Annotated in this window: 23 protein-coding genes; 17 read left to right on the forward strand and 6 right to left on the reverse strand. The window is 36.8% G+C overall.

Going from position 1 to position 26,099, the window contains the following annotated elements; all coding sequences use genetic code 11:
* Positions 1-300 precede the first annotated feature (300 nt).
* A complete protein-coding gene (locus ACRX5O_RS19195) occupies positions 301-2,223 on the reverse strand; it encodes an ABC-F family ATP-binding cassette domain-containing protein (RefSeq protein WP_433907432.1) in 1,923 nt (640 codons plus the stop codon).
* Positions 2,224-2,362: 139 nt separating this feature from the next.
* Here ACRX5O_RS19195 and moaC point away from each other — a divergent pair, with 139 nt between their 5' ends.
* Both moaC and ACRX5O_RS19205 read left to right on the forward strand, forming a co-directional pair.
* Positions 2,363-2,857: a cyclic pyranopterin monophosphate synthase MoaC gene (gene moaC, locus ACRX5O_RS19200; protein ID WP_433907433.1), complete on the forward strand. Its 495-nt coding sequence runs from the start codon at positions 2,363-2,365 to the stop codon at positions 2,855-2,857.
* Between the two features lie 27 nt (positions 2,858-2,884).
* The gene (locus ACRX5O_RS19205; protein WP_433907434.1) at positions 2,885-3,544 is read left to right on the forward strand and encodes a redox-sensing transcriptional repressor Rex; all 660 of its coding nucleotides are present in this window, start codon (positions 2,885-2,887) and stop codon (positions 3,542-3,544) included.
* A gap of 27 nt (positions 3,545-3,571) precedes the next feature.
* Here the strand turns inward: ACRX5O_RS19205 and ACRX5O_RS19210 are convergent, their stop codons facing one another.
* Both ACRX5O_RS19210 and ACRX5O_RS19215 read right to left on the reverse strand, forming a co-directional pair.
* Positions 3,572-3,784, reverse strand: coding sequence for a YdiK family protein (locus tag ACRX5O_RS19210; RefSeq protein ID WP_433907435.1), 213 nt, complete (start codon positions 3,782-3,784; stop codon positions 3,572-3,574).
* Positions 3,781-4,515, reverse strand: coding sequence for a CPBP family intramembrane glutamic endopeptidase (locus tag ACRX5O_RS19215; RefSeq protein ID WP_433907436.1), 735 nt, complete (start codon positions 4,513-4,515; stop codon positions 3,781-3,783). Before ACRX5O_RS19215 ends, ACRX5O_RS19210 begins: the two co-directional genes overlap by 4 nt.
* 301 nt (positions 4,516-4,816) lie before the next feature.
* On the opposite strand from ACRX5O_RS19215, the gene groES reads away from it, so the two are divergent.
* Positions 4,817-5,101, forward strand: coding sequence for a co-chaperone GroES (groES, locus tag ACRX5O_RS19220; RefSeq protein WP_433907437.1), 285 nt, complete (start codon positions 4,817-4,819; stop codon positions 5,099-5,101).
* A 74-nt stretch (positions 5,102-5,175) separates the two neighbouring features.
* Positions 5,176-6,801, forward strand: a complete 1,626-nt coding sequence (gene groL / locus ACRX5O_RS19225; RefSeq protein ID WP_433907438.1) for a chaperonin GroEL — start codon at positions 5,176-5,178, stop codon at positions 6,799-6,801.
* A 492-nt stretch (positions 6,802-7,293) separates the two neighbouring features.
* On the opposite strand, the gene ACRX5O_RS19230 is transcribed toward groL, so the two are convergent.
* Together ACRX5O_RS19230 and ACRX5O_RS19235 are read right to left on the reverse strand one after the other, a co-directional pair.
* Positions 7,294-8,226 (reverse strand): response regulator, encoded by a 933-nt coding sequence (locus tag ACRX5O_RS19230; RefSeq protein WP_433907439.1) that lies wholly within the window; start codon positions 8,224-8,226, stop codon positions 7,294-7,296.
* On the reverse strand, positions 8,226-9,542 hold the full coding sequence (locus ACRX5O_RS19235; RefSeq protein WP_433907440.1) for a sensor histidine kinase: 1,317 nt from the start codon (positions 9,540-9,542) through the stop codon (positions 8,226-8,228). Before ACRX5O_RS19235 ends, ACRX5O_RS19230 begins: the two co-directional genes overlap by 1 nt.
* Before the next feature lie 387 nt (positions 9,543-9,929).
* Here ACRX5O_RS19235 and ACRX5O_RS19240 point away from each other — a divergent pair, with 387 nt between their 5' ends.
* The 11 genes from ACRX5O_RS19240 to ACRX5O_RS19290 all read left to right on the forward strand — a co-directional run bounded on the left by ACRX5O_RS19240 (position 9,930) and on the right by ACRX5O_RS19290 (position 22,128).
* Positions 9,930-11,345 carry an alanine/glycine:cation symporter family protein gene (locus ACRX5O_RS19240; protein ID WP_433907441.1) on the forward strand — a complete coding sequence of 472 codons (1,416 nt, stop codon included), beginning with the start codon at positions 9,930-9,932 and terminating at the stop codon, positions 11,343-11,345.
* 213 nt (positions 11,346-11,558) lie between these two features.
* Positions 11,559-12,551 (forward strand): glutaminase, encoded by a 993-nt coding sequence (locus ACRX5O_RS19245; protein ID WP_433907442.1) that lies wholly within the window; start codon positions 11,559-11,561, stop codon positions 12,549-12,551.
* A gap of 51 nt (positions 12,552-12,602) precedes the next feature.
* Complete coding sequence (locus tag ACRX5O_RS19250; protein ID WP_119710446.1) at positions 12,603-13,646, forward strand: asparaginase; 1,044 nt, start codon at positions 12,603-12,605, stop codon at positions 13,644-13,646.
* Entirely contained in the window at positions 13,615-15,045 is a 1,431-nt protein-coding gene (aspA, locus tag ACRX5O_RS19255) for an aspartate ammonia-lyase (protein WP_433907443.1), read from the forward strand. The genes ACRX5O_RS19250 and aspA overlap by 32 nt, the downstream gene beginning before the upstream one ends.
* Before the next feature lie 207 nt (positions 15,046-15,252).
* Complete coding sequence (gene nhaC, locus ACRX5O_RS19260) at positions 15,253-16,662, forward strand: Na+/H+ antiporter NhaC (protein ID WP_433907444.1); 1,410 nt, start codon at positions 15,253-15,255, stop codon at positions 16,660-16,662.
* A 269-nt stretch (positions 16,663-16,931) separates the two neighbouring features.
* Positions 16,932-17,888, forward strand: coding sequence for a UCP032817 domain-containing protein (locus tag ACRX5O_RS19265; protein WP_433907445.1), 957 nt, complete (start codon positions 16,932-16,934; stop codon positions 17,886-17,888).
* Positions 17,889-18,043: 155 nt separating this feature from the next.
* Positions 18,044-18,310: a hypothetical protein gene (locus ACRX5O_RS19270; RefSeq protein ID WP_433907446.1), complete on the forward strand. Its 267-nt coding sequence runs from the start codon at positions 18,044-18,046 to the stop codon at positions 18,308-18,310.
* Positions 18,311-18,370: 60 nt separating this feature from the next.
* Positions 18,371-18,904, forward strand: coding sequence for a DUF6143 family protein (locus ACRX5O_RS19275; RefSeq protein WP_433907447.1), 534 nt, complete (start codon positions 18,371-18,373; stop codon positions 18,902-18,904).
* Positions 18,905-19,444: 540 nt separating this feature from the next.
* Positions 19,445-20,188 (forward strand): metal ABC transporter ATP-binding protein, encoded by a 744-nt coding sequence (locus tag ACRX5O_RS19280; RefSeq protein WP_433907448.1) that lies wholly within the window; start codon positions 19,445-19,447, stop codon positions 20,186-20,188.
* 36 nt (positions 20,189-20,224) lie between these two features.
* The gene (locus tag ACRX5O_RS19285) at positions 20,225-21,085 is read left to right on the forward strand and encodes a metal ABC transporter permease (RefSeq protein ID WP_433907449.1); all 861 of its coding nucleotides are present in this window, start codon (positions 20,225-20,227) and stop codon (positions 21,083-21,085) included.
* Positions 21,086-21,183: 98 nt separating this feature from the next.
* Positions 21,184-22,128 carry a metal ABC transporter substrate-binding protein gene (locus ACRX5O_RS19290; protein ID WP_433907450.1) on the forward strand — a complete coding sequence of 315 codons (945 nt, stop codon included), beginning with the start codon at positions 21,184-21,186 and terminating at the stop codon, positions 22,126-22,128.
* Positions 22,129-22,251: 123 nt separating this feature from the next.
* On the opposite strand, the gene ACRX5O_RS19295 is transcribed toward ACRX5O_RS19290, so the two are convergent.
* Positions 22,252-23,442 carry an aminotransferase-like domain-containing protein gene (locus ACRX5O_RS19295; RefSeq protein WP_433907451.1) on the reverse strand — a complete coding sequence of 397 codons (1,191 nt, stop codon included), beginning with the start codon at positions 23,440-23,442 and terminating at the stop codon, positions 22,252-22,254.
* Between the two features lie 250 nt (positions 23,443-23,692).
* On the opposite strand from ACRX5O_RS19295, the gene ACRX5O_RS19300 reads away from it, so the two are divergent.
* The gene (locus tag ACRX5O_RS19300; protein ID WP_433907452.1) at positions 23,693-24,265 is read left to right on the forward strand and encodes a helix-turn-helix domain-containing protein; all 573 of its coding nucleotides are present in this window, start codon (positions 23,693-23,695) and stop codon (positions 24,263-24,265) included.
* 205 nt (positions 24,266-24,470) lie between these two features.
* On the forward strand, positions 24,471-26,087 hold the full coding sequence (gene nikA / locus ACRX5O_RS19305) for a nickel ABC transporter substrate-binding protein (protein WP_433907453.1): 1,617 nt from the start codon (positions 24,471-24,473) through the stop codon (positions 26,085-26,087).
* Positions 26,088-26,099: the final 12 nt, after the last annotated feature.

The raw sequence follows: 26,099 nt of genomic DNA on the forward strand, positions 1-26,099 counted from the left end.
AAGTGTCATGTATGAAAAAGGACAAAGAAGTGACTATTCCTTAAACGCAAATCCCGGTTTAGACCTATCTATCCACAACACATAACTTTAGGAAAAAGTCCCTATCACGTGATAGGGGCTATTTTTTGTGTATAAACACTGTTTCGACAAGTTTCACTGTGCATAATGTGGATAAAATAAACTAAAATTGTGGATAATGTGGAAAACCCTGTGGAAAGCGCATATAAAAACAATTTACCTGTGAACAAAATTGTGGAAAAGAAAAAACCGGGATAGATTCATTCTCCCGGTTCTTTCTGCTTATTCAGCAAGTTCACTCCATTCTTCTAGTAACTCATCTAATTGGAGTTTTGCTGTTTCATTTTCTTCATTAATTTTGAGCACTCTTTCGTGGTCTTGAAAAATTTCTGGATCACAAAGCAGTGTATTATTCTTTTCAATCGTTTCTTCGAGATGTTCAATCAATCCTTCTATTTCTTCGATGCGTCGCTTTCGTTGACGCTCTAATTTCTTGGCTTCCTTATCGATTTGATACGTATTTTTTTCTGGAGAAGCTACCGCGGTAGCTGCAGCCTTTTCTGCTTGTTCTATGGCTTTCAACTCTTCTTGTTCAAGCTTCTTTTCCACGTAATAATCATAGTCCCCAAGGTACTCAACAGCAGCGGTTTTGCTTAATTCAATCACTTTCGTAGCAATGCGATTGATGAAATATCGATCATGAGAAACAAATAAAATAGTACCTGGATAATCTACTAGCGCGTTTTCTAATATTTCTTTACTGTCCAAGTCCAGATGGTTGGTAGGCTCATCTAGTATAAGAAGATTCGCTTTTTGCATCATAAGTTTAGCGAGTGCTAGACGTGCCTTTTCCCCACCGCTAAGGGTGGATACCGTTTTTAACACATCGTCGCCGGTAAACAAGAAATTCCCTAGCACCGTCCGGATTTCCTTTTCACTTTTCAGAGGATATTCGTCCCAAAGCTCATTTAAAACTCGCTTGTTCGAGGTAAGAGCTGCCTGTTCCTGATCATAATAGCCAATGCTAACGTTAGACCCATAATGAACTTGTCCTTCTAACGGTTGTAACGTTCCTTGGATGGTTTTGAGCAACGTTGATTTTCCAATCCCATTCGGTCCAACTAAGGCAACGGAATCGCCTCTAGTAATTCTAAGGGAAAGTCCTTCTGCTATTCGCTCATCATGATAGCCAACTGATAGGGAATGAACATTTAACACCTCATTACCACTTTGCTTTTCAATATCAAACCCGAAGGAGGCGGACTTCTCATCTCCAAGAGGTTTGTCCATTACTTGCATTCTCTCAAGCTTCTTCCTTCTACTTTGGGCCCGCTTTGTGGTCGATGCACGAGCAAGATTCTTTTGAATAAAGTCCTGTAGCTTGGCTATTTCATCTTGCTGTTTTTCGTATTGCTTTAGATCACGCTCGTAGTTTTCGGCTTTTTGTTCAAGATAAGAACTGTAGTTTCCTGAGAATTTGCTGATTTGATTCCTAGAGATTTCGTACACTTGATTGACCACTTTGTCTAAAAAGTAGCGATCGTGGGATACAATTAAGATGGCACCAGTGTAGCCAGTAAGATATTGCTCTAGCCAAGACAAAGTATCAATATCTAGATGGTTGGTAGGTTCGTCCAATATAAGAATATCAGGTTTCGTTAATAACAACTTCGCAAGAGCTAAACGAGTTTTCTGGCCACCACTCAAGCTATCAATTTTCGTAGAGTAATCAAATGAGTGGAAATTTAATCCATGTAGGACAGAGCGTATATCAGACTCGTACTGATACCCCCCATTCTCCTTAAATTCATTTTGGAGATGGTCATATTCTTTTATTGTCCGCTCGTACAAAGCAGCATCTTCAAATACGGTAGGATCAGCCATTTTTTCCTCAAGCTTACGAAGCTCTTTCTCTTGGTTCATGACATGTTCAAAAACGGTAAGCATTTCTTCCCAAATGGATAATCCGGAGACAAGACCTGTATTCTGAGCCAAATACCCGATCGTTACATGTTTGGGTTTGATTAAATCTCCTGATTCATAGGAAAGATGGCCGGCAATAATCTTGAGTAAAGTAGATTTTCCAGCCCCATTTCGACCTACTAAGGCAATACGGTCTCTTGTTTGAACTTCTAGTTTTATATTCGATAAAATAAGGTCAGCTCCATAAGACTTGGAAAGCTGGTTCACTTGTAGTAGTATCATTGATTTCACCTCTATACTTCTACGGTTAGTGTATCGCATTCAATACGGATGAGCAATGATATGAGTTGTGAAGTATGTTACAATGTTTTCATACAGAACGAGGAAAATAGTGTATGATTTTGAAAGAGGTGTATAATAGATGTCAGAGTTCACTCATTTTAATAAAGAAGGCAGAGCGAAAATGGTAGATGTGAGTGATAAGCCCGAAACAGTACGGACGGCCATTGCCCATTCTAGTATCACAGTCAATCAAGAGATATATGATCGTATCACACATAACCAAATGAAAAAAGGTGATGTGCTAGCAGTGGCACAGGTTGCAGCGGTTATGGCTAGTAAAAAAACATGGGATATTATTCCAATGTGTCATCCTATTCCACTTACCGGTGTCGATATTTCTTTTGATTGGGAATCAGATAACCATTGCCATACTCTACATATTTCTGCTAGTGTAAAGACAAAAGGGAATACGGGTGTAGAAATGGAAGCGTTAACAGCCGCTTCTGTTTGTGCGCTTACCGTTTATGATATGTGTAAAGCAGTAGATAAAGGAATGGTTATCGGGAAAACATACCTTGTTGAAAAAACGGGTGGTAAAAACGGTGACTTTAAAAGAGAAGAGAAACTATATTAGTTAAAGATAGAAGGTAGGGGAAGAACGATGAGTAATGAATCCATGAAAATCCCACAAGCAACGGCGAAAAGACTACCATTGTATTATCGCTTTTTAAATAGTTTACACTCATCAGGAAAGCAACGAGTTTCATCGGCTGAACTAAGTGAGGCGGTGAAGGTCGATTCTGCAACGATCCGAAGAGATTTTTCATACTTTGGAGCGTTAGGCAAAAAGGGATACGGTTACAATGTAAACTATCTATTATCCTTTTTCCGTAAAACACTCGACCAAGATGAGTTAACGAAGGTAGCGTTAATCGGGGTGGGGAATTTAGGGACAGCCTTTTTAAATTATAATTTCTTAAAAAATAATAATACAAAAATTGCTGTTGCATTTGACGTAGTAGAAGAAAAGGTAGGCACAAAAATTGGAGAAGTGCCTGTCTATCATATGGATGATTTAGAAGAGGTTATTGAAAGAGAAGATATTCAAGTAGCGATATTAACCGTTCCAGCAACGGTTGCACAATCCATTACCGATCGAATGGTTCAAGGAACGGTGAGAGGAATTTTAAACTTTACACCGGCCCGATTAACGGTTCCATCATCGATCAGGGTTCATCATATTGATCTCGCTATTGAGTTACAGTCACTTGTGTACTTTTTAAAGCACTATTCAGTGGATGAAGAAATGGTAGAGGAATAAACAACAAGCCGCCCCTTATTGGAGCGGCTATTTCTTTTGCTGTTTCTTCATCTCTTTGATTTTAAAATGTAAAAGAATCATCCGAATGCCTGAACCAATATCAAATGTAGCTAGCAAGACTAGCAGGTAGGTAAAAAAGCCCCACTCTCCATTTTGCTGTAAGTCCTGTATCGCAAACACTGTGAACAGAGCACCTAAGATGATGTATATAATACCTGAGAATAAAGGTGACTGTCTCATAAGAAGAATCCTCCAATAAAGCTTTGCATTTGTTCTGCTTGTTTGATTAATTTTTCTAAGTCTTCCCTATATACGGATTGCACAAGAACAACGAACGTATTCATTGATACGTGAGCAACGATCGGAACGAGAATACGATTGGTTTTTACGTATAAATACGCAAAGGTGAATCCCATCGCGGAATAAAGTAGGGTGTGCTCAGGCTCCATATGGGCAAAAGAAAAAATGACGGAGCTAAGCAAGGCAGATAGGAAAAAGTTAAAACGCTTATAAAAAGCCCCAAAAATGATCTTACGAAAGACAATTTCTTCTAATATAGGACCAATAACCGAGCTAACGACAATCATAATAGGAAAAGATTCAATGATACGTAAAATCTGCTGTGTATTATCAGATCCTACCTCAATACCAATCCAACGTTCAATATTTGCAGCAAAGGCTTGGGCAAATAGGGCAAGAAAGACACCTGTGATGGACCAGAGGATCGACCGACCTAAGCTTGCTCCGTTTCTTACTTCATTTGCGTTTACCATCTCTTCACGCAACAACAGCAGGACAATGACAAGTGTGATCGAAAAGCTGATAACAAGCCAAGTGACACCTGCAAACCCTTGAGAGTTTGTTTCAAAACCAATCATTTCTAGTACGAGAGAGGTTATAGGGACACCAATAAAGCTTGAAAGCTGCATAGCAATATAAGCAATTAATATAATCCAATATTCACGTTTCAAAACAAGTCTCCTTTTCAATCCAATATAGTTATTCTACTCGTAAACATCAGGTTGTATCAAATAAGAAGAATTATTGTCCGTATTTTAGCATTATATGGATAGAATAGGTGGAAAAGTACATACTTAGTAAGGTTGTATAATTAACAAGTTATGGGAGGACTTTTACAAAAAAATTATAAAAAAAAGCGGTTTCTCGCTTGCAAAAAATGAAGAGATTCATTAATATAATAGTTGTGTTAGCACTCTAGTTAAGTGAGTGCTAATAATTAAATCTTACATATATTTGAGGAGGTTGTTTCACTTGTTAAAGCCACTAGGTGATCGCATTGTAATTGAGCTAGTTGAAACGGAAGAAAAAACGGCAAGCGGTATTGTACTACCAGACTCTGCTAAAGAGAAGCCTCAAGAAGGCAAAGTAGTTGCTGTCGGCACTGGCCGCGTACTTGAAAGCGGTGAGCGTGTAGCTCTTGAAGTTTCTGTGGACGACCGCATTATCTTCTCAAAATACGCTGGCACAGAAGTTAAGTACCAAGGAAAAGAGTACTTAATTCTACGTGAAAACGATATTCTAGCTATTCTTGGATAAGAGTAGAACTTTCATAATTTAAAAACTAAACGAAGACAGAATAGATTGAAAAAACTCGAGGAGGGTATTTTACAATGGCTAAAGAAATTAAGTTTAGTGAAGACGCACGTCGCTCGATGCTTCGTGGGGTAGATGCACTTGCAAATGCTGTAAAAGTAACATTAGGACCAAAGGGACGTAACGTGGTTCTTGAAAAGAAATTCGGTTCACCACTTATTACAAACGATGGTGTAACAATTGCAAAAGAAATCGAACTTGAAGATGCATTCGAAAACATGGGTGCTAAGCTTGTTGCTGAAGTAGCTAGCAAAACAAATGATGTTGCTGGTGACGGTACGACAACTGCAACTGTTCTTGCACAAGCGATGATTCGTGAAGGCTTAAAGAACGTAACAGCTGGAGCTAACCCAATGGGTATCCGTAAAGGGATGGATAAGGCTGTAGCAGTAGCGGTTGAAGAGCTACGTGCGATTTCAAAGCCAATCGAAAACAAAGCTTCTATCGCTCAAGTTGCGGCTATTTCTTCGGCTGATGATGAAGTAGGGCAATTAATCGCTGAAGCAATGGAACGCGTTGGTAACGACGGCGTTATCACAATCGAAGAATCAAAAGGCTTCACTACTGAGCTTGATGTAGTAGAAGGTATGCAATTCGATCGTGGATATGCGTCTCCATACATGGTAACTGACTCTGATAAAATGGAAGCTATTTTAGACAATCCATTTATCTTAATTACTGATAAGAAAATTGGAAGCATTCAAGAAATCCTTCCTGTTTTAGAGCAAGTTGTACAACAAGGTAAGCCATTATTACTTGTTGCTGAGGATGTAGAAGGTGAAGCATTAGCTACATTAGTAGTTAACAAGCTTCGTGGAACATTCAATGCAGTAGCTGTTAAAGCTCCTGGTTTCGGTGACCGTCGTAAAGCTATGCTTGAAGACATCGCGATCTTAACAGGTGGAGAAGTGATCACAGAAGAGCTAGGTCGTGACCTTAAGTCTGCAACGATCCAATCTCTAGGTCGCGCTTCTAAAGTTGTTGTAACAAAAGAAAATACAACAATCGTTGAAGGTGCTGGAGACTCTGCACAAATCGCAGGTCGTGTAAACCAAATCCGTGCGCAAATGGAAGAAACAACTTCTGAATTTGACCGCGAAAAATTACAAGAGCGCTTAGCTAAGTTAGCTGGCGGTGTAGCAGTTGTTAAAGTTGGAGCTGCTACTGAAACAGAATTAAAAGAGCGCAAGCTTCGTATTGAAGACGCATTGAACTCAACTCGTGCAGCTGTTGAAGAAGGTATCGTTTCTGGTGGTGGTGTTGCCCTACTTAACGTATACAACAAAGTTGCTGCTCTAGAGGTTACTGGTGACGAGAAAACAGGTGTGAACATCGTTCTACGTGCGATGGAAGAGCCAGTTCGTACAATCGCACACAATGCAGGTCTTGAAGGATCTGTTATCGTTGAGCGCCTAAAGCGTGAAGAAGTGGGAACAGGTTTCAACGCAGCTACTGGCGAGTGGGTAAACATGATCGAAGCTGGTATCGTTGACCCAACTAAAGTAACTCGTTCAGCTCTTCAAAACGCTGGATCTGTTGCAGCAATGTTCTTAACAACTGAAGCAGTTGTTGCTGACATTAAAGAAGACACTCCTGCAATGCCTGACATGGGCGGCATGGGTGGAATGGGCGGCATGATGTAATCTGCCCCCAAATATAAAAAAGAAGCTTCTCATAAGTTCACTGAACTTTTGGGAGGCTTCTTTTTTTTATTCCTGAGTTACATAAAGGTAAACTTTTTCGTGATCTGACCAATCATTGGAATGCCTCCTTATGAATGGTTCAAGTAACATTTTTAATAATAAAAGGGGTTTTTCATTTCGTAATCTATCGTACAAGAATATAAAAGTGAATATAAAGAAGAATTTCAACTATCATTGTTCTTACACTTTTTGAGAATTGGATTTACAAAATATATAAAGGAGATCACACTAGCTGGTAATTTTATAATCTCCTGTCCCTTATTTTCCATCTGCTTATTTTCAGTCCCCGCTCTAATCTTGAGTAACAGCATCGTTAATACATCATTACATAGTTGATAGGATTAATGTTTACCTCTAAAAATACTTTTTCCATATATGTTTTTCCGATGAATAGGTAGTTAATTGTATAGTGATGCTTGTTCTTATTTGGTTTTATATTTCTAACATCATACGTTTTGCTTCGAAATATAAAGCATGAATAAATTTCTTTATATTTATTCGTGTGGAAGTGAACGCTGGTTTTGTATCATTTTTTAATTCTGTCATCTTATTACGAACGATAGTAAAGTCAAAAAACTGGGAAGAATACTTTTCAAATTTTGCATTTGAGAAATCTGTAAGTCCCAAAGATGCTAAGTGATTCAATGACTGATAAATGGTTCTCCGAACACGCTGTTTAGAAGCTTTTGCCTCTCTTCTTAAAGCCCCTTCGTCAGCAGTAGCTCCAAGCTTTTTATTTGCTAAATACTCATAAATGTCATTAAGAGATGGTAATCCGTGTTCAAATGTATTCTTTTTCTCATAATTAAATAAAAAAGCCAATATTTCTATTAAATCTTTGCTGCCACTCTCACCAGAAATACCTAATTCTGTGAAAAGTAACTCACCATAATTTTTAATATTATATTCCTTAAAAGATTTCTCCTTTTGCTGCAACATTGTATCCATTTGAAGAACAGTATTTAATGACTTTTGAATGTCATGAATGGATTTTTCTAGGCGAGTATGTTCCATTACTTTTCGGATAACAGCAAGCACTTCTATCTTATTAATTGGCTTTATAATGTAGTTTTCTATTCCAAGTGTATATGCTTTACTAATCAGTTCTTTTGACTCTATTTGAGAAATCATTATGATTTTCCCCTTAAAAGTCGGTTTGATAGATTGTATGGTTTCAAGACCATCACGATTTGGCATTAATAAATCGATCAATAAAATATCGACCTTTTTTAAGTTTAAAGTTTCTCCATTCAATAATATCCCATCATCGGATTCGCCAACAACTTGACCTAGATCTTCATCCTCGATAAATTGAGCAAGCATGGAACGAACTATTACATCATCATCTGTTATATAAAAGTTCATCAAGAATTCTCCTTTTCAATCAAATTATCAACAGGCAAAAAAATAATGAAAACTGTTCCTTTTTCGTTTGAGCCACGTTTAAAGGTGACGTTTCCATTGAGCTTTTTGACCATATGTTCTACAAAAGTTAATCCAATACCTGTTGAGGGATACCCCATACCGTCAAATTTAGAAGTGAAGCCAGGTTTAAATATTAATTCCCTATTTTTATCTGAAATTCCTGGGCCGTCATCTTCAATCTGAAATTGAACCGAGTTATGTTGGAAACTTACTTCTATATTGATTGTTCCCTTTTCTTTAATAGCTTCTACAGCGTTTGCAACTAAATTGTTAACAATCGATAGAATGGTATATATATGGTAATTGGGGTGATTTCCCTTAATGTTATAACTAAAAAGAATACCTTTTTCTAAGAAATGTGCATACTTTTCATTTGCTCTTACAATTATTTTAATCAGATCAGAAATATTGACATAGTCTGTAAAACCTTCATTTGAGATAAGTTTTGATAAGCCTGCAAAAATTCTCTGATTATCTTTTTTAATCTCATGTATTTCACCAGCTATTTCTAGTAATTGTTGACTGGTTTTTTCAATAAATTTAATGTCTACAATTTCATTTTGAATTAATTCTCTATATAATTCGTAAGTTTTTATTGTAATCGTTTCCGAATTTTGTAGTGTTTTTTTTAAATGAATAGATTCCTCATATAAATTAGATACGTGCAATAACATATGTTCATTACGCTTTCGAACTTCTATCTCCCGGGATTGTGCTTCATAAAGTTTCATCATACTAAACACCCCTAATACCATAAAGCTATGAGTAAGAGCAATAAAAAACATCTCAATAAATGAGCCTGAAGTAATCGTGACTTTAAAAATAATATACTGTATGAATATCTCTACGAGATTGGATAATATTTCAATGGTTATCCCAAAGAAACCAATGATCAAAGGTCGACGATGAAAATGATTTACTTTTACTATATAAAAAAGGCAAGTATAGGTGAAGTAAAAGAAAAAGCTGGGATAATGAGTTTCAAAAGAAGTTAGCCAGTTTAAGTTTGCTTCCATTATGAAATCTAGTAGAATACGAAAAAATACAACAAGCATAGCTGTTAAAAAGCCTGGGATAATTGCAGTTTTTCTTAAAAATAATAGGAATAAGAAAAGGGTTGGAGGGCCTAAGCTAACTCGAAACGTCTCATTAATGGGATAAAAGTTTATTTCACCTGCTAATGGAACAAAAAGTATCATGAATAAAATAATGGTACGATCTTTCCTTATCAAAGGATTAATACTCAAAACGAACACTTCCCATTTAAAATTTCGAATAGTAATGATAGTTTAAATAAAAAGTTCTTCTGAATCAACAACAGATTATCTGAATATTATTTAAATTTTTAAAAATTTATTTGTAGTAATCGGTTACTTTTTGTAGCTTGGATTCTAAAATAAGTTATATTTGTGAACAAAAAGTGAAAACGCTTACAAAAGGGGGGTGGATTCAATTTGAAAAAAGATGGGATGATGCAATTGGATCAGGAAGAAGTTGTACTTCTTATCACAATACCAGGATTAAAGAAATATAGCTGCAATTATTCTTGCAGAAATAGGAGCAGATATTCCTCAATTCCCTATTTCTAAACATCTTGCTTCTATAAAACTATATTTATTATCACAGAAAAAGAGGTGATCTTTATGGCAGAAAGTTTGATTAATTGGGGAAATGCAATTCTATGGTCCTATGTTTTAATAGTTTTACTTGTTGGTATGGGGATTTATTTTACTTTCAAAACAAAATTTGTTCAGGTGACGAATCTAAAAGAAATGTTTCGTTTATTAAAGGAAAGTCCTCCTACTAGAAATGGAAAGAAACAAGTTTCATCATTTGGAGCGTTTTGTATTAGTGCAGCTTCAAGAATAGGTACGGGTAATCTAGCTGGTGTTGCCATTGCGATTACATTAGGTGGTCCAGGTGCTGTGTTCTGGATGTGGGTTGTCGCGATCTTCAGTGCAGCATTAAGCTTTATTGAAAGTACGCTAGCTCAAGTCTATAAAGTAAAAGATTCAAACGGGTTCAAAGGCGGACCAGCCTACTATATGGAAAAAGCGCTTGGTGCAAGATGGATGGGAGTGTTGTTTGCACTTTTAATCACCTTTTGTTTTGGACTAGCTTTTAATTCCGTTCAAGCAAATACCATTTCAATTGCATTTGAGGAAGCATTTAATACGAACCGTCTTGTGATCGGTGTAATCTTAACTGCGCTTACCGCAGTCGTTATTTTTGGTGGTGTTAATCGTATTGCTAAAGTGTCTCAGGTGGTTGTACCAGTCATGACTGTATTCTATTTATTGTTGGCTGTATATATAGTCATATTAAATATTGGTGAACTTCCAAGGATCATCGGGCTTATCTTAACTAGTGCATTTGGTTTAAACGAAGCAGTTGCTGGTGGGATTGGTGCTGCAATAATGAATGGTGTAAAACGTGGATTATTTTCTAATGAAGCTGGTATGGGAAGTGCGCCAGTTGCAGCCGCTACAGCAGATGTAAGCCATCCAGCAAAGCAAGGGTTTATCCAAACGCTAGGTGTTTTTGTGGATACATTGTTAATTTGTAGTGCTACAGCATTCATTATTTTATTGTCTGGAATTTCTGGAGAAGGGCTAGGTGGAATACAGCTTACTCAGAGCGCATTAGCTAGCCACGTTGGTCCATGGGCAAGTATTTTTGTTGCCATTACGATTCTGTTACTTTGTTTTAGCTCAATTATTGGAAATTATTATTACGCCGAATCAAACATTGGATTTATTAATGAAAACAAATTGGCTATCCTTATATTCCGTTTAGCTGTGTTAGGAATGGTTCTTTTTGGTTCACTATCAAATTTAAGCATGGTTTGGAATTTAGCCGACCTTTTTATGGCACTTATGGCAATCACGAACTTAATCGCACTTGCTCTAATTGGGAAGATTGCACTTGCTGTGTTAAAAGACTACGTGAAACAGAAAAAAGAGGGGAAAGAGCCTGTATTTTATGCAAGCAACATCAAAGGGCTTAAAAATGTAGAATGCTGGAAAGATGAAAAGACCGAGGTGCGTAAAGAAGCATAAAAGAAATGCGCAGGCACCCTGTCACAAGAAACAAATTATATATTTAGTTATCTGTTCAGCTTAGTGTATGTGTATGAAATAGAAATATATTAAATATAAAAATAATTTTTTGATGTATTTGTAGTGTTCTGTTTCTTTTCGTAGCGTGGATCCTAAACTGAATTATATCTAATTAACTCAGAAAATAGGAAGCGCTTACAGGGTGGTGGGGAAATGTATCAGCAAAAGATAATAGAAATAAATCAAGAAAGTGACCTCATGGAGGAAAAATACCTTGATGAATGGGTTAGGAAATACCGTTTGCTTGGTATGAAAGGCCGATGTGCTGACTATATCCCAGCTTTAAGCGAGTCTAACCGATCGGATTTAGGAGTTTACATGATTAGTTCTGATGGTCTTGAGATTAAGGCAGGAGATTGGCAAGTTCCTTTTACTTTGCAAAGTATTTCAAAAGTTATTAGTTTTATTGCTGCATGTTTAGACCGTGGAATTCCATATGTATTAAATCACGTTGATGTCGAACCAACAGGGGACGCTTTTAACTCTATCGTTCGTTTAGAATTGCATAAACCAGGTAAACCGTTCAATCCAATGATTAACGTGGGAGCGATTACAGTCACATCTCTTCTTAATGGGGAATCACCAGAGCAAAAGTTAGAATCGATCTATGCATTAATAGAAAAAATGATTGGGAAACGACCAACCTTTAATGAAAAGGTATTTCAGTCTGAGTGGAAAACAGCAAATCGAAATAGAGCTTTAGCTTATTATTTGAAAGAAAGCGGATTTTTAGAGTCAGAAGTAGAAGATGTGTTAAAAGTTTACTTAACACAATGTTCAATCGAAGTAAATACAAGAGATATTGCGTTAATGGGTTTAATTATATCTAATAATGGTTACGACCCAATTCAAAAAAGACAAGTCTTTCCTAAACAAATCGGGAAGTTAATCAAAGGTTTAATGCTAACTTGCGGGATGTATAATGCTTCAGGGAAGTTTGCAGCATTTGTTGGAATTCCAGCAAAAAGTGGCGTATCGGGTGGGATTATGGCATCAGTTCCAGCTAGATATCGACAAAATACACCTTTTCAAACAGGGTGTGGTATTGGGATTTATGGACCTGCTATAGATGAATATGGAAATAGCCTGGCAGGTGTTGAGTTATTAAAACAGCTAGCTGAGGTTTATGACCTCAGTATTTTTTAATTATTGAGCTATTTTATTACTGAAAATGAAAGTTATAAAGGGGATATTATCTTGAAGAAGTTGCTGTTACTTACTACAGGTGGGACGATCGCTTCATTAGAAGGAGAAAATGGATTAGCTCCTGAGATGAAGGGAGATGAACTTTTAAGTTATCTATCAGGAATAAATTTACATTGTCAGATTGATAGTAAGCCTTTGATGAATATAGATAGTACAAATATGCAACCAGAAAATTGGGCGAAAATAGCAATATCAATATATGAGCATTACCATGATTACGATGGCTTCGTTATTACACATGGGACAGATACAATGGCTTACACTTCAGCTGCGCTATCTTATATGCTACAAAATAGTGGGAAACCTATTGTGATAACAGGATCTCAAGTCCCAATTTCCTTTCGGCAAACAGATGCTAAAAGAAATATCTCTGATGCGTTTCGGTTTGCTTGTGAAGAAATTGGTGGAGTATATGTTGTTTTTGATGGGAGAGTTATTCAAGGGACAAGAGCAATTAAAGTAAGAACAAAAAGCTATGATGCGATTGAAAGCATTAATTATCCTTATGTGGCTTTTATATATAATGAGTGTATTCATTATAATTTACCGATCGATACGTCAAAGAATAAAGAGATAAAGCTAGATACTTCCCTTTGTACAGATGTTTTATTAATAAAGTTGTATCCTGGCATGAAGCCGGAATTCTTTGACTCTCTGAAGAATTTATGTAAAGGGATTGTAGTTGAGAGTTTTGGAAGCGGTGGTATTCCATTTGACAGAAGAAACATTGTAGAAAAATTAAATGACTTGACTAAATACGGAATATCTATTGTCGTTACTACTCAATGTTTAGAAGAAGGAGAGGATATGGATATTTATGAAGTAGGGAGAAAAGTTGATCGTAATACCATTATTCGTTCAAGGAATATGAATACTGAAGCCATTGTTCCAAAATTAATGTGGGCTTTAGGCAAGACAGGGGATCCGCAAAAGGTGAAGATGGTTATGGAAACACCAGTTGCAGATGATTTAGATTTTAAAACTTACAAGGGGTGTAAAGGAAATGGTGATAGACAAGAAAGAATACCGAATTGAGAAAGATTTTCTTGGAGAAAAGGAAATACCTGCAAATGTTTATTATGGAATACAAACGTTACGGGCTGTAGAAAATTTTCCAATCACTAGCTATAAAATTCATACAGAAATGATAAAAGCACTAGCAATGGTTAAAAAAGCAGCAGCACTTGCCAATATGGATATTAAGCGTTTATATGAAGGAATTGGTAATGTAATTGTTCAATCTACAGATGAAATTCTAGAGGGAAAATGGCACGAGTATTTTATAGTCGACCCGATCCAAGGTGGAGCCGGTACGTCAATGAATATGAATGCAAATGAAGTCATTGCAAACCGTGCGCTTGAGTTACTTGGCCATAATAAAGGAGAATATGGAAAATTAAGCCCTAATAGTCATGTGAATATGTCGCAATCAACAAACGATGTATTTCCGACAGCCATCCATATCTCGACACTTAATATGCTGAACAAGCTTCTGGATACCATGAATGACATGTTAAATGCCTTTAAGAAAAAAGCTCAGCAATTTGACCATATTATAAAAATGGGACGTACTCACCTTCAAGATGCTGTACCAATTCGCCTAGGTCAAGAATTTGAAGCTTACAGCCGTGTATTGGAACGTGACATTAAACGGATTGGACAAACACGCCTGCATCTTTACGAAGTGAATATGGGGGCGACGGCTGTAGGGACAGGGTTAAATGCTGACCCCAAGTATATAAAAAATGTTGTAAAGCACCTTTCAGATATTAGTGGCTTACAGCTTGTAGGAGCTGAACACCTTGTCGATGCAACACAAAATACAGATGCTTACACAGAAGTGTCAGCAGCATTGAAGGTCTGCATGATGAATATGTCCAAAATAGCGAATGACTTACGATTAATGGCATCTGGACCTCGTGCGGGATTTGGAGAAATTACCTTACCATCACGTCAGCCTGGTTCCTCCATCATGCCAGGAAAGGTAAACCCAGTAATGCCAGAGCTTATTAACCAAGTTGCCTTTCAGGTTATTGGAAACGACCATACGATTTGCTTAGCCTCTGAAGCAGGGCAGCTTGAATTAAACGTGATGGAACCTGTGTTGGTTTTTAACTTGCTGCAATCAATCAGCATCATGAACAATGCATTTCGAAGCTTTACAGACTTTTGTTTAACAGGTATAAAAGCAAATGAAGACCGGATGAAAGAATATGTTGAAAAAAGTGTGGGATTACTTACAGCTGTAAATCCTCACATAGGGTATGAAGTTGCATCGCGAATTGCTCGAGAGGCCATCCTAAAAGGTAAATTGATTAGAGAGCTTTGCCTACAATATGAAGTGTTGACAGAGGAAGAGCTGGATTTAATATTAAATCCTTATGAAATGACAAATCCTGGAATATCTGGTAGTGCCCTTTTCGAACGCGTGTAACAAACTATACTTTTATAAATAAAACTTAAAAGGTAATAGCTCCTATTATAAAAATCATCCTATTAGGAACCATAGTATGATAGTAAAAGATATTCGTTGTTAAACATTTCCTATGTATCTCTTAATTTTGAGATGACTTTTAAAAGAAAGATGAACGTTTAAATATAGAATTCCGAAAGAGCTTTATTGTTGATAGGGGGAGTAGGAGTGAGGAATGTACGATTACCATCAATGTTAGAGATTATCATAACATTGGGTTTGTTTTTAATCATTGTTTTTTCATTTACCACTATATTTGATTTACCGATACAGCTAGCGCTATTGATATCGTGGTTCATTGTTATTTTACTTGGATTACACTTAGGACACAGATACCAGCAATTGCAAGGAGCTATTACAAATGGGATTTCAAATGGTCTTGAGGCTATTTTAATTCTCATTGTAGTCGGTGCCCTTATCGGTACTTGGATTGCAGGAGGAGTCGTACCAACACTTATTTATTACGGTTTAGAGTTTATCCACCCGAGTATTTTCTTATTAGCTACACTCGTCACTTGCTCGATCACATCTTTGGCAACAGGTACGTCGTGGGGAACAGTAGGGACTGCAGGAATCGCAATGATGGCAATTGGAGAGGGAATGGGTATCCCTCTGCCGCTTGTAGCTGGTGCTGTTCTTTCAGGTGCATACTTTGGAGATAAACTTTCTCCACTTTCTGACAGTACCGTACTCGCTGCATCAATGTCGAAAGTTGATGTTATTGCACACGTACGTGGCATGTTATATTTAGATATCCCTGCATATATCATTACTGCTATTCTTTTTACTATAGTAGGGTTTATGTATAGCGGGAAAAATACAGATTTAGAAAAAGTGGAATTTCTAAAGACTGCATTACTTGAAAACTTTACAATTCAAATCTGGATGCTCATTCCAGCTATTTTTGTCATTCTAATGCTAGCACTGAAACAACCTTCTATACCAACAATTGCTGCAGGAGCTTTCCTAGGTACTATTTGGGCAACTGCCTTTCAAGAGGTAGATTTTTCCGTAGCTATTGGTATTGCTTACAATGGTTTTTCAATAGATACAGGCATTGAATTCATGGATGATCTTCTGAACCGTGGAGGGATCCAGGGGATGCTAGGATCAATCGTCGTTATTATTTTTGGATTAGGATTTGGTGGTCTTTTAGAACATTTGGGAGTACTAAAAGTAATAGTATCTAAATTCCAGAACAGGCTAACTTCAGCAGGTAATGTGACCATATCAACAATAATTGTAGCCTTTTTAGCGAATGTATTTGGTTGCGCTATGTACGTATCTTTAATTTTAACACCTAAGATTATGGAAGAAAACTATGATAAATTATATATTGATAGGAGAGTATTAGCGCGAAATTCTGAAGTCGGTGGTACACTAACATCTGGGATGATTCCATGGTCTGACAACGGGATTTTCATGGCAGGGATTTTAGGAGTAGCTACCTTTTCTTATGTTCCATTTATGTGGTTAAGTTTTGTTTCCATTTTACTAGCGATCATTTATGGTTATACAGGAAAATATATTTGGTACACTAAAAATGATGTCCAAAAACTTCGACAGCAGGCTAACTAAAAAATCTGATCAATATTTTCTCTCTTTAAAGGGAAATATTCATAAAAGGAAGTAAGAATTTAAAATCAACACTATTTACTTTAAAATGCTAACATTTTACTAATGCAATGGAAGTTTCTCGTAAGTTAACTAACTTGTGAGAAGCTTCTATTTTTTTTAGTTTTGCTCAAGGAAAACGTTTGTTAAATTCTAGAAAATTGAACGAAACTTATCTATGATTAAATCGTATAGATAAGGTGAAAAACATAATTTTGAAAGGGGAGAGGGCCATGGAATATTTTATTGGTTTTATTTTGATCGGATTCTTCATTCTGCTAGGAAGTACATTGTTTTCAAGCGGGAAGAAAAAATCATTAAGGAATGACCCGATCCCAGAACAACTGGGTGTACAGGTAGAAGAAGGAACCCCGATTGTGAAAAAGCTCGATCAATCCTTACCAAATTTTTATATGGACAATGTGAAAAACCGGGTCTTACAGAATCATCCTAAATGGAAGGATCATGAGTTTGACTGGGGAATGTTTGAACTAAAGCGGTATTTCTTGATGAATAGTTTATTAAAAACAGTTCCGATGTTTAGCCATCATGTAGATGAAATTTGGCATGAAATGCTAATGTTTACAAGGGATTACGAGAAGTTTTCCAAGGACTTTTACAAAGATACACTGCATCACACACCTAATATGGATAGCACACCGATTCCAGGGGAACGAGCTTTTTTTGATTGGGTCTATATTAGTTTGTTTGAAGTGACTACGAACAGTAGAGCCATCTGGGGGAGCTTTTTACAGAACCCCATCAAGCGTGAGATTTTAGATGATTTTCGTTTATTACGTGAAGATGAGCTATTATCAAAATATTTTAGAAAAAATGAAGATTGGTTGGACGTGAAAAGATATTTAATTAGCAAAATGAAAAACGAGATTCATGAGGCTGAGCAGCAATACACTGACTCTAAGGAGTTTGCGCCATATTCATCAACAAGTAACGCCCACATTTATTCAGTTGCAGCGGGGGCAGCTGTCTATTATTCCATATACGATGAAGATGAATTTCATGAGCAGATGAGCGAAGTCGTTCCTGAAGAGTATCAAAAAGGTACACATTTCAGTGGTGGATCATCTTGTTCTGGTTTTGCTTGTAGCAGTGATTCAGGCGATTCAAGTGGTGGTGGTGATTCAGGAGGTTCTAGCTGCTCCAGTTGTGGAGGCGGCTGCAGTAGTTAATTAATGGGAAAAAAAGAGACCGGATTCGGTTTCTTTTTTTTCTAGAATAATAGAATCATGATTAGTTTCTTTTAATTTCTTAGAGTTATAGAGCTAAACATCCATACCCTTGTCCTCCTTCATGAATAACATGTTATGAAGGAGGTGAAGGGGTAATGTCAAAGAAGAAAAAAAAGAAAGAGAAGTGCTGTTGTTCCAATCAAATTTTCAATCCAATCGTACAACCCTGTTCATTATCAAAGGTAAAAGTAATACCTATAAGAGACATACCGGACAACTGTCAATTAGTTTGTGTAGGACCTTTTTGCTCACTAGTCTGTTTTGGTGAGGGTTTACGAGTCATTCATTGTGATATTGTCTGTGATGATGCTGGCAATTGTACGGTGAATTGTACGCCTAGTGGCGGAGGGGGAAATGTTTAAATTTTTTTGCCCAAGAATTCTCTATTAATTTAAATAAACCATAGAAAGGAGTGAAGTTACTTGTTTAATAATAACCAATTTAGTAAAACCGTTAATATCCCTAACCCCTTGTATCAATCCTTACAAGGGAGATATTTTGTTGGACAAACAGATCACATTCGTTTCGGAAAAGGGAAAAATGCGTGGGGAGGCTTAATTAATCCGTTTAAATCCAATGTCAATTTATTTGTAAATGCGTTTACCATCACGAATCATTCCAATCAACCTTTTGAAGCTGAAATTTGGTTTAATCCCATTCCTCCTAGCAAACTTATGATTTCGAATAATGTGACACCCGCAAACACAGCCCTTTCGCCACTCCCAAAGCCCGAAGTGAAAATCGCATATGCTGAATTTGTTAAAGGATTCCCAAAAGGAGGGGTAATGGCATTTAGGCGGATTGTTCCCCCGCAAAGTACTTTAGTTAGTGATGAAGATGGGAAATTTATCTTTCCACCGGGTGGGTCTTTTATTATTTATTTAGTTTCACCAAATAATGAAATCATTCAGGCGGAAGTTGCGTTCGGCTGGTTTGAAAAAAATAAAAAGGAATAGCATGAAGAAATAATTGAATGAAATACAATCTGTTTGATAATTATGTATGTTTTTTAGCGATAGGGTGCTTTAGTGGAAAACGTCAAATAGCCTCTTCCTTCAAAAAGGTAGGGACTTGATTTTATTATTGAAGGCTCCGATAAGCAACGGGAAGATCCAATCGATTTGGGGTAGTAGGGAAAAATGCCCCAAACAAAGAAGTTTCTTATAAGTTGACCAAACTTGTGGGAGGCTTTTTTTTATTTATTACGTCTTAGGTACTTCTTCTTCAATCTGACAAAAAACGGATAAATAATACCTCAATACTTGATTTTAGACATAAGAATATATGACTAAAATTTCATAAAAGATTTAATTGACAGATATTTCACTTGGGATTAAAATGTTTCCCAAGGGAAAGTTTTTTAAACGGATGCATATAATGTGATTATAGGGAAAGAATGATCCAGTTTTTTTTGCTCTAAAAATTGCACTAAGCAAACAATGTTAGAGGTATGAAAGATGGTTGTCTTAATGAAAATAGCAGTAGGAGGCGATTAAATGAGTGATGCACTCGCAGTTAAAAGCTTGTTTGTATCCTATCACGGTAATGAAGCGGTTAGAAACGTTAGTTTTTCAATAGAACAAGGGAAGATGGTTGGGATAATAGGCCCGAATGGAGCCGGAAAATCAACTTTATTAAAAGCATTATTAAACCTAATTCCAAAAGATAATGGTGAAGTTCAAATTTATGGAAGATCCTTTAATGAATTAAGGAAATCTGTAGCATATGTTCCGCAAAGAAGCAATATCGATTGGGATTTTCCAATTAATGTTTTAGACACGGTCCTAATCGGAACGTATCCCAATATGGGGATTTTTAAAAAGCCAAAGAAAAAAGAAAAAGAGTGGGCAATGCAATGTCTTGAAAGAGTCGGTATGGAGAACTTTGCAAATCGTCAAATTGGGGAACTTTCAGGTGGCCAACAGCAACGGGTTTTTTTAGCAAGGGCACTTGCTCAAAAGTCTGAAATATTCTTTCTTGACGAACCTTTTGTAGGAATAGACGCATCGAGTGAGGAGACAATTATTACAATTTTGAAGGAACTGCAAAACAGCAGGAAAACAATTCTTGTCGTTCATCATGATCTAAGTAAAGTAAGTAATTATTTTGACCAGCTTATTCTGTTAAATAAAGAACTGATCGGTTTTGGGGAGATTGAGGATGTTTTCCGACCGGAGGTTTTGGCCAAAGCTTATTCTGGACAATTTTCATTTCTTGAAAGACTGGAGGGAGTGAGATAAATAGCTTGTCTTGAGAGACTGAGAGGAGAGAGAAAAATGTTATTTTTAGATGCTGTGAGCCAATACGGATTTTTACAAAAGGCTTTACTGACCTCGACTATGGTTGGGATTATTTGTGGAGTAATTGGCTGCTTCATTATTTTAAGAGGGATGGCACTTATGGGAGATGCGATTTCCCATGCTGTCCTTCCTGGTGTAGCAATTGCTTACATGCTTGGAATTAACTTCTTTGTTGGTGCGGTTGTTTCTGGAGTATTAACAGCAGTGGGTATTGGTTTTATTAGTCAAAATAGCCGTATCAAAAATGATATCTCCATTGGAATTATGTTTACCTTCGCATTTGCATTAGGAATTATTCTTATCACATTTATGAAGAGCAGCACAGATCTTTACCACATTTTATTTGGAAATGTATTAGCTGTCCGGCCTTCGGATATGTGGACGACACTTGGAATTGGAATATTCGTTCTTGTATCCATTTATTTGTTTTACAAAGAGCTTCTTGTTACATCGTTTGATCCAACAATGGCAGAAGCGTATGGATTGCCGACCAAGCTTATTCATTACTTTTTAATGACGTTACTTACAATGGTAACAGTAGCCTCTTTACAAACGGTAGGAATTGTACTTGTAGTGGCTATGCTGATTACACCAGCAGCAACAGCTTACCTTTTGACCGATCGACTTTCGGTGATGATTTTCATTTCAGCTGGTTTAGGAGTAGTTGCTTCCATTGTGGGACTATACTTTAGCTTCACATACAACCTTGCATCTGGGGCAACGATTGTTCTAGTTTCAACCTTTCTATTTTTAATCGCCTTTACCTTTTCACCAAAACAAGGCATTCTATGGCGTTTACTAAAGGCAAATAAAAGAAAGCAGGATGTTTCATTTTAAGGAAGCAGGCACGGTTCTCGTGCATCCTTTTCGACCTAACCAAAAAGCAGAGAGAATGTCTAATCAAGGAACTTTCAGAAAAGAGGAGGAGTGTTATTTTGAAACACTTAATAAAATTATTTATTACTAGTTTTGTTGCAATAGTTATTTTAGCAGGATGCGGTGGAAATAAAGTTTCTAAAGAAGAGGGAGACGGTAAATCAGATAAATTACAAGTTGTGACGACGTACTCCATTCTTTACGATATTGTAAAAAACATAGGTGGCGATCAAATTGAGATTCATAGTTTAGCGCCAATTGGATCGAACCCTCATGAATTTGATCCGCGTCCTTTAGATGTTCAAAAAACCACTGATGCAGATGTTGTTTTTTACAATGGTTTAAATCTTGAAGCGGGGAATTCCTGGTTTGAAAAACTGATGGTTACAGCAGGAAAAAATGGTGAAGATGCACCTGTTTATCGAATGAGTGAAGGTGTTGAACCGAAACATTTAACAACTAAAGGAAATGAAGGGGAAGAGGATCCGCATGCATGGCTTGATATCCGAAACGGCATTAAGTATGCAAAAAATGTCAGAGATGCGCTGATTAAGGTAGATCCAGACCATGCTGATATTTATGAAACAAATGCTAAAGAATATATTGAGAAATTAGAAAAGCTTCATCAAAATGCAGTAGAGAGCTTTAACAAAATCCCGAAAGAAAAACGCTTTTTGGTTACAAGTGAGGGAGCTTTTAAATATTTTAGTGACGCGTATGGATTTGAAGCAGGATATATTTGGGAGATAAATTCGGAAAATCAAGGCACACCACAACAGGTTAAGGAAATAGTAGATATCATAAAATCAAGAGAGGTTGCAACATTATTTGTGGAAACCAGCATAGACCCACGTAGCATGGAAATGGTATCATCAGAAACCGGGGTGCCGATTGGTGGAAAACTATTTACAGACTCTCTAGGGAAACCGGATGAAGATGGAGATACCTATATTAAAATGATGGAATGGAATATCACAATTATTCTAGATAACTTAATGAAATAAGAAGACGTGGGACGGTCCTTTTCTTCATTTAGACCTAAACTATAAGGCAGAAGAGCCGTCCCTGCTTCAGATAACAAAAGCAATAACCACTTCCTATCAAGGTAGGAAGTGGTTATTTTTAGATTATTTTACTACCTCAGGCTTCAGTAAAACACTTATTAACCGATCCATCCCGAGTTCAATGGTTTCAGGGGTTGAATGGCTAAAGTTTAGTCTGAATGTGTTGTTCTTTGGTTCATTCACGTAGAATGGTGCGCCTGGTACAAAGGCAACTCCTTTTTCGACTGCTTGGTGTAATAGAGCGGTTGTGTTTAATTCTTTATTGCCTTCCACCCAAATAAACATACCGCCTTTTGGTTCCTTCCATTTGAATAAATCAGGTCCTAATTTATTTAAATAATCTCTCATGATTGTCATCCGTTCATAATAGACACTTCTTATGACCTCAATATGAGAAGTAAGGTTAAAATCACGCAATAAATAATAGAGAGCTTGCTGGTCGATCGAACTGGAATGTAAATCATTCATTTGCTTCGCTTGAACCATCATATGGATTACTTCCGATGGTCCCGTTACCCACCCTGTTCTTAATGCAGGAACCACGGACTTTGAAAATGTACTAGTATAAATAACGTGGGTATGTTCGTAATCATAGGAAGCCACAGGGTTATACTGTTCCTCTGGATGAAATTGAATATCCCCATATGGATCGTCCTCTAAAACAAGCACATTATTCTCTTTGCAAAGGCTTAGAAGCTTTCGACGTCTATCATCGCTCCAGACCTTCCCATCCGGATTAGCAAAGGTAGGAATGATATAAACAAATTTAGGATTCAACGTTTCCATTTTCTCCTTTAAGTCTTCTGGTAACATCCCGTGTTCATCACTGGATACGGAAATGACATTTGCCCCGTAAGACCTGAAAACCTGCAGAGCTGCTAGGTAGGTTGGATCCTCTGTAAGAATAATATCTCCGGGAGTCAGCATAATTCGTGAAAACAAGTCAATGGCTTGCTGAGATCCTGTTGTTACAAGAATATTATCAACAGTAGATGAAATTCCTCTATCCTCCATCTTTGCTTTAATTGCTTCCCTAAGCGGAATAAATCCTTCTGTTAAACCATATTGCAAAGAAGAATTTCCTGAAGCAAATACTTTCTCATAGGCAATTTTCACTTGTTCAAGAGGGAAGATATCTTCTGCTGGTAATCCCCCAGCAAATGAGATGACGTGTCCTTGTTGAGTCACCTTAAGGATGTCTCTTACTGCAGAAGATTCAAAGTTTTTGGTTTGGGGTGCAAATGTATAATACATGGTGGTCGCTTCCTTCTATTAATAGTCTGTTAGTTGATCAAAAGTAAAATTAATTCGGCATATAATATATTGTTTTAAATAGTACAATATAACAGCCAGGTTGTGCAATGGTTTTTTTAAAATATTTAGAAAAATTAAATAAATACCTTTAACTAATATTCGGTGTATTGACAATTTTCTGACTTGCGATAAGAATATATAATAACATCCTGTGTATATGGTATACAGAAATGAAGGAGTAAAATTAAACATGGATAAAAACTCTTTATCTGTCCAAATTGGTGAACAGTTGCGTTATTTCCGTCAGCAACGTCATTTGACATTAGAAGATTTGGCTGAGTTAACAGGTGTTAGTAAACCAATGATCGGACAAATTGAGCGTGGCAGCTCTAACCCCACTGTTTCAACTCTTTGGAAAATTGCAGCAGGACTACAGATTCCCTTTGCTTCTTTCTTAACAACCAATCCTTCGGTTAAAATCAAAAAAGTAGATGAACAACCTTTCTTTACAGATGATGATGACTTATTCGAAGTTTACAATACCTTTTCATCACCTGGTATTCCCGTTGAAATATATAGAATTCGTTTGTTACCTGGGTGTATGCATTTTTCTGAACGAAGTGGAGCTGGTACAGTGAAGTCTATTACTGTCCATACCGGAAGGCTAACTGTAAAAATCGGTGAGGAAGAATCATTTACTATTAATAATGGAGATTCTGTTTCCTTTACAACGGATAACTGTCAAGTCTATGAAAATACGTCAAAAACCGTATGCGAAATCAATATGGCCATCTATTACTCTCGTAATCAAGTTCAACTTTAAATCTGTTATACCAAATCTTAATATAGTAACTTTTATGAGGCCTCTCTTAGTTGGGAAGCCTCTTTCTAGTTGGTATTAAAAAACACTACAACGAAGATGGATATATTGAATACTTTGTGACAATTTGAAATTGTATTGACAATTATATGCTCCAACTCTACTATTGATAATAGTTATCATTATCAGCTTAGGAGGAGGAAGTATTATGTCAAAAAAACCCGTTCTAATTATGTCTATAATTATTCTTATTTTATCTATAGCTTTAATTGGTTGTTCAAATGAATCAGCAGAAAATAATGAGGAAACTACAGGTAAGAGTGATAATACACTTACTTTTGCATGGCCTAGAGATATCGGTGAATTGAATCCGCATATGTATAATCCATCACAATTATTTTCTACATCGATGGTATATGAGCCTTTAGTAAGCTTTGGGGATGGAGGAGAGCTACAACCACATTTAGCAGAGTCTTGGGATATTTCTACGGACGGGAAGGAATATTTATTCCATTTACGTCAAGATGTAAAATTTTCAGATGGTACAAGTTTTAATGCAGAGATTGTGAAAAAGAACTTTGATGCTATACTTAAAAATGTAGATTTTCATAGTTGGTTAGGATTTATTTCAAAGATTGCTCAAACAGAGGTTATCGATGAATATACGTTTAAATTAACGCTAACGGAACCCTATTATCCTACTATCCAGGAGTTAGCAGTTGTACGTCCTGTACGTTTCCTTGGAGAAGCTGGTTTCCCTCAAGATGGGGACACGTCTAAAGGTGTAGAAAAGCCAGTGGGGACAGGTCCATGGGTGCTCGATGAATATAAAGTGGACGAATACGCTGTCTTTACACGTAACGAAGATTATTGGGGAGAAATTCCAAATGTAGAGAAGATTACAGTAAAAGTCATTCCTGATGCGGAAACACGTGTACTTGCTTTCGAAAAAGGTGAATTAGACCTTGTGTATGGTGAGGGCGTAATCAGTATCGATTCGTTTAATCAATTAGAATCAACAGGTTCTTATGGGACGAGCATTTCTGAACCAGTAGCTACTAGACAGCTCGTCATGAATACAACCAAAGAACAGCTATCTGACGAACGTGTTCGTCAAGCATTACATTATGGATTTGATAAAGCGGCTTTGGTTGAGGGAGTTACCTCCGGATTAGAAGAGAAGGCAGACTATATCTTACCAACAAACCTCCCTTATACTTCTGATATTGATGTTACTACAGTAAAATATAATGTAGAAAAAGCACAGCAATTATTAGATGAAGCGGGCTGGAAGTTGCCAAAAGGTAAAACGGTTCGTGAAAAAGATGGAAAACCACTAGAAGTCGAGTTAATGTATAACTCAGCTGAATCTATTCAAAAGACAATGGCTGAAACATTACAATCGGAATGGGCAGGAATAGGCGTAAAATTAAATATTGTAGGAGTGGAGCTTACTACTCAAGTAGAAAGGTTCAAAGCGAATGAGTTTGAAATGAACTTCTTCAGTAACTATGGTGCTCCATATGACCCACATTCTTTCGTAAATGTCGTTGCGACAGAAGGATTTGGATTTAATGAAGCCATTTCCGCTTATCCTAACAAAGATGAGATAATTAGCAAAATTTCTAAAGTCACACAAACAACAGATGAAGCTGAGCGTCAACAACTATATTCAGAAATCTTAGGTTCTTTACAAGAGCAGGGGGCAATCCTACCTATTTCGTATATTAAGAAAATAGCAATATATAAAAAGGATATTTCTAACTTTACATTCCCTGCTAACAGAGATGAACATCCATTTACAGGAGTTAGTGTAAAAGAGTAAACATCAGGAGGA

It is taken from the genome of Robertmurraya mesotrionivorans (assembly GCF_050971805.1).
Lineage (GTDB): Bacteria > Bacillota > Bacilli > Bacillales > Cytobacillaceae > Robertmurraya_A.

Bases quoted from the DNA above. Each gene is read 5' to 3' on its own strand.
- ACRX5O_RS19270 (WP_433907446.1), top strand. From the start codon at position 18,044: ATGTCAAAGAAGAAAAAAAAGAAAGAGAAGTGCTGTTGTTCCAATCAA.
- ACRX5O_RS19300 (WP_433907452.1), top strand. From the start codon at position 23,693: ATGGATAAAAACTCTTTATCTGTCCAAATTGGTGAACAGTTGCGTTAT.
- ACRX5O_RS19245 (WP_433907442.1), top strand. From the start codon at position 11,559: ATGTATCAGCAAAAGATAATAGAAATAAATCAAGAAAGTGACCTCATG.
- ACRX5O_RS19195 (WP_433907432.1), bottom strand. From the start codon at position 2,223: ATGATACTACTACAAGTGAACCAGCTTTCCAAGTCTTATGGAGCTGAC.
- ACRX5O_RS19240 (WP_433907441.1), top strand. From the start codon at position 9,930: ATGGCAGAAAGTTTGATTAATTGGGGAAATGCAATTCTATGGTCCTAT.
- ACRX5O_RS19285 (WP_433907449.1), top strand. From the start codon at position 20,225: ATGTTATTTTTAGATGCTGTGAGCCAATACGGATTTTTACAAAAGGCT.
- groL (WP_433907438.1), top strand. From the start codon at position 5,176: ATGGCTAAAGAAATTAAGTTTAGTGAAGACGCACGTCGCTCGATGCTT.
- ACRX5O_RS19295 (WP_433907451.1), bottom strand. From the start codon at position 23,442: ATGTATTATACATTTGCACCCCAAACCAAAAACTTTGAATCTTCTGCA.
- ACRX5O_RS19265 (WP_433907445.1), top strand. From the start codon at position 16,932: ATGGAATATTTTATTGGTTTTATTTTGATCGGATTCTTCATTCTGCTA.
- ACRX5O_RS19205 (WP_433907434.1), top strand. From the start codon at position 2,885: ATGAGTAATGAATCCATGAAAATCCCACAAGCAACGGCGAAAAGACTA.
- ACRX5O_RS19280 (WP_433907448.1), top strand. From the start codon at position 19,445: ATGAGTGATGCACTCGCAGTTAAAAGCTTGTTTGTATCCTATCACGGT.
- ACRX5O_RS19210 (WP_433907435.1), bottom strand. From the start codon at position 3,784: ATGAGACAGTCACCTTTATTCTCAGGTATTATATACATCATCTTAGGT.
- nikA (WP_433907453.1), top strand. From the start codon at position 24,471: ATGTCAAAAAAACCCGTTCTAATTATGTCTATAATTATTCTTATTTTA.
- aspA (WP_433907443.1), top strand. From the start codon at position 13,615: ATGGTGATAGACAAGAAAGAATACCGAATTGAGAAAGATTTTCTTGGA.
- moaC (WP_433907433.1), top strand. From the start codon at position 2,363: ATGTCAGAGTTCACTCATTTTAATAAAGAAGGCAGAGCGAAAATGGTA.
- ACRX5O_RS19230 (WP_433907439.1), bottom strand. From the start codon at position 8,226: ATGAACTTTTATATAACAGATGATGATGTAATAGTTCGTTCCATGCTT.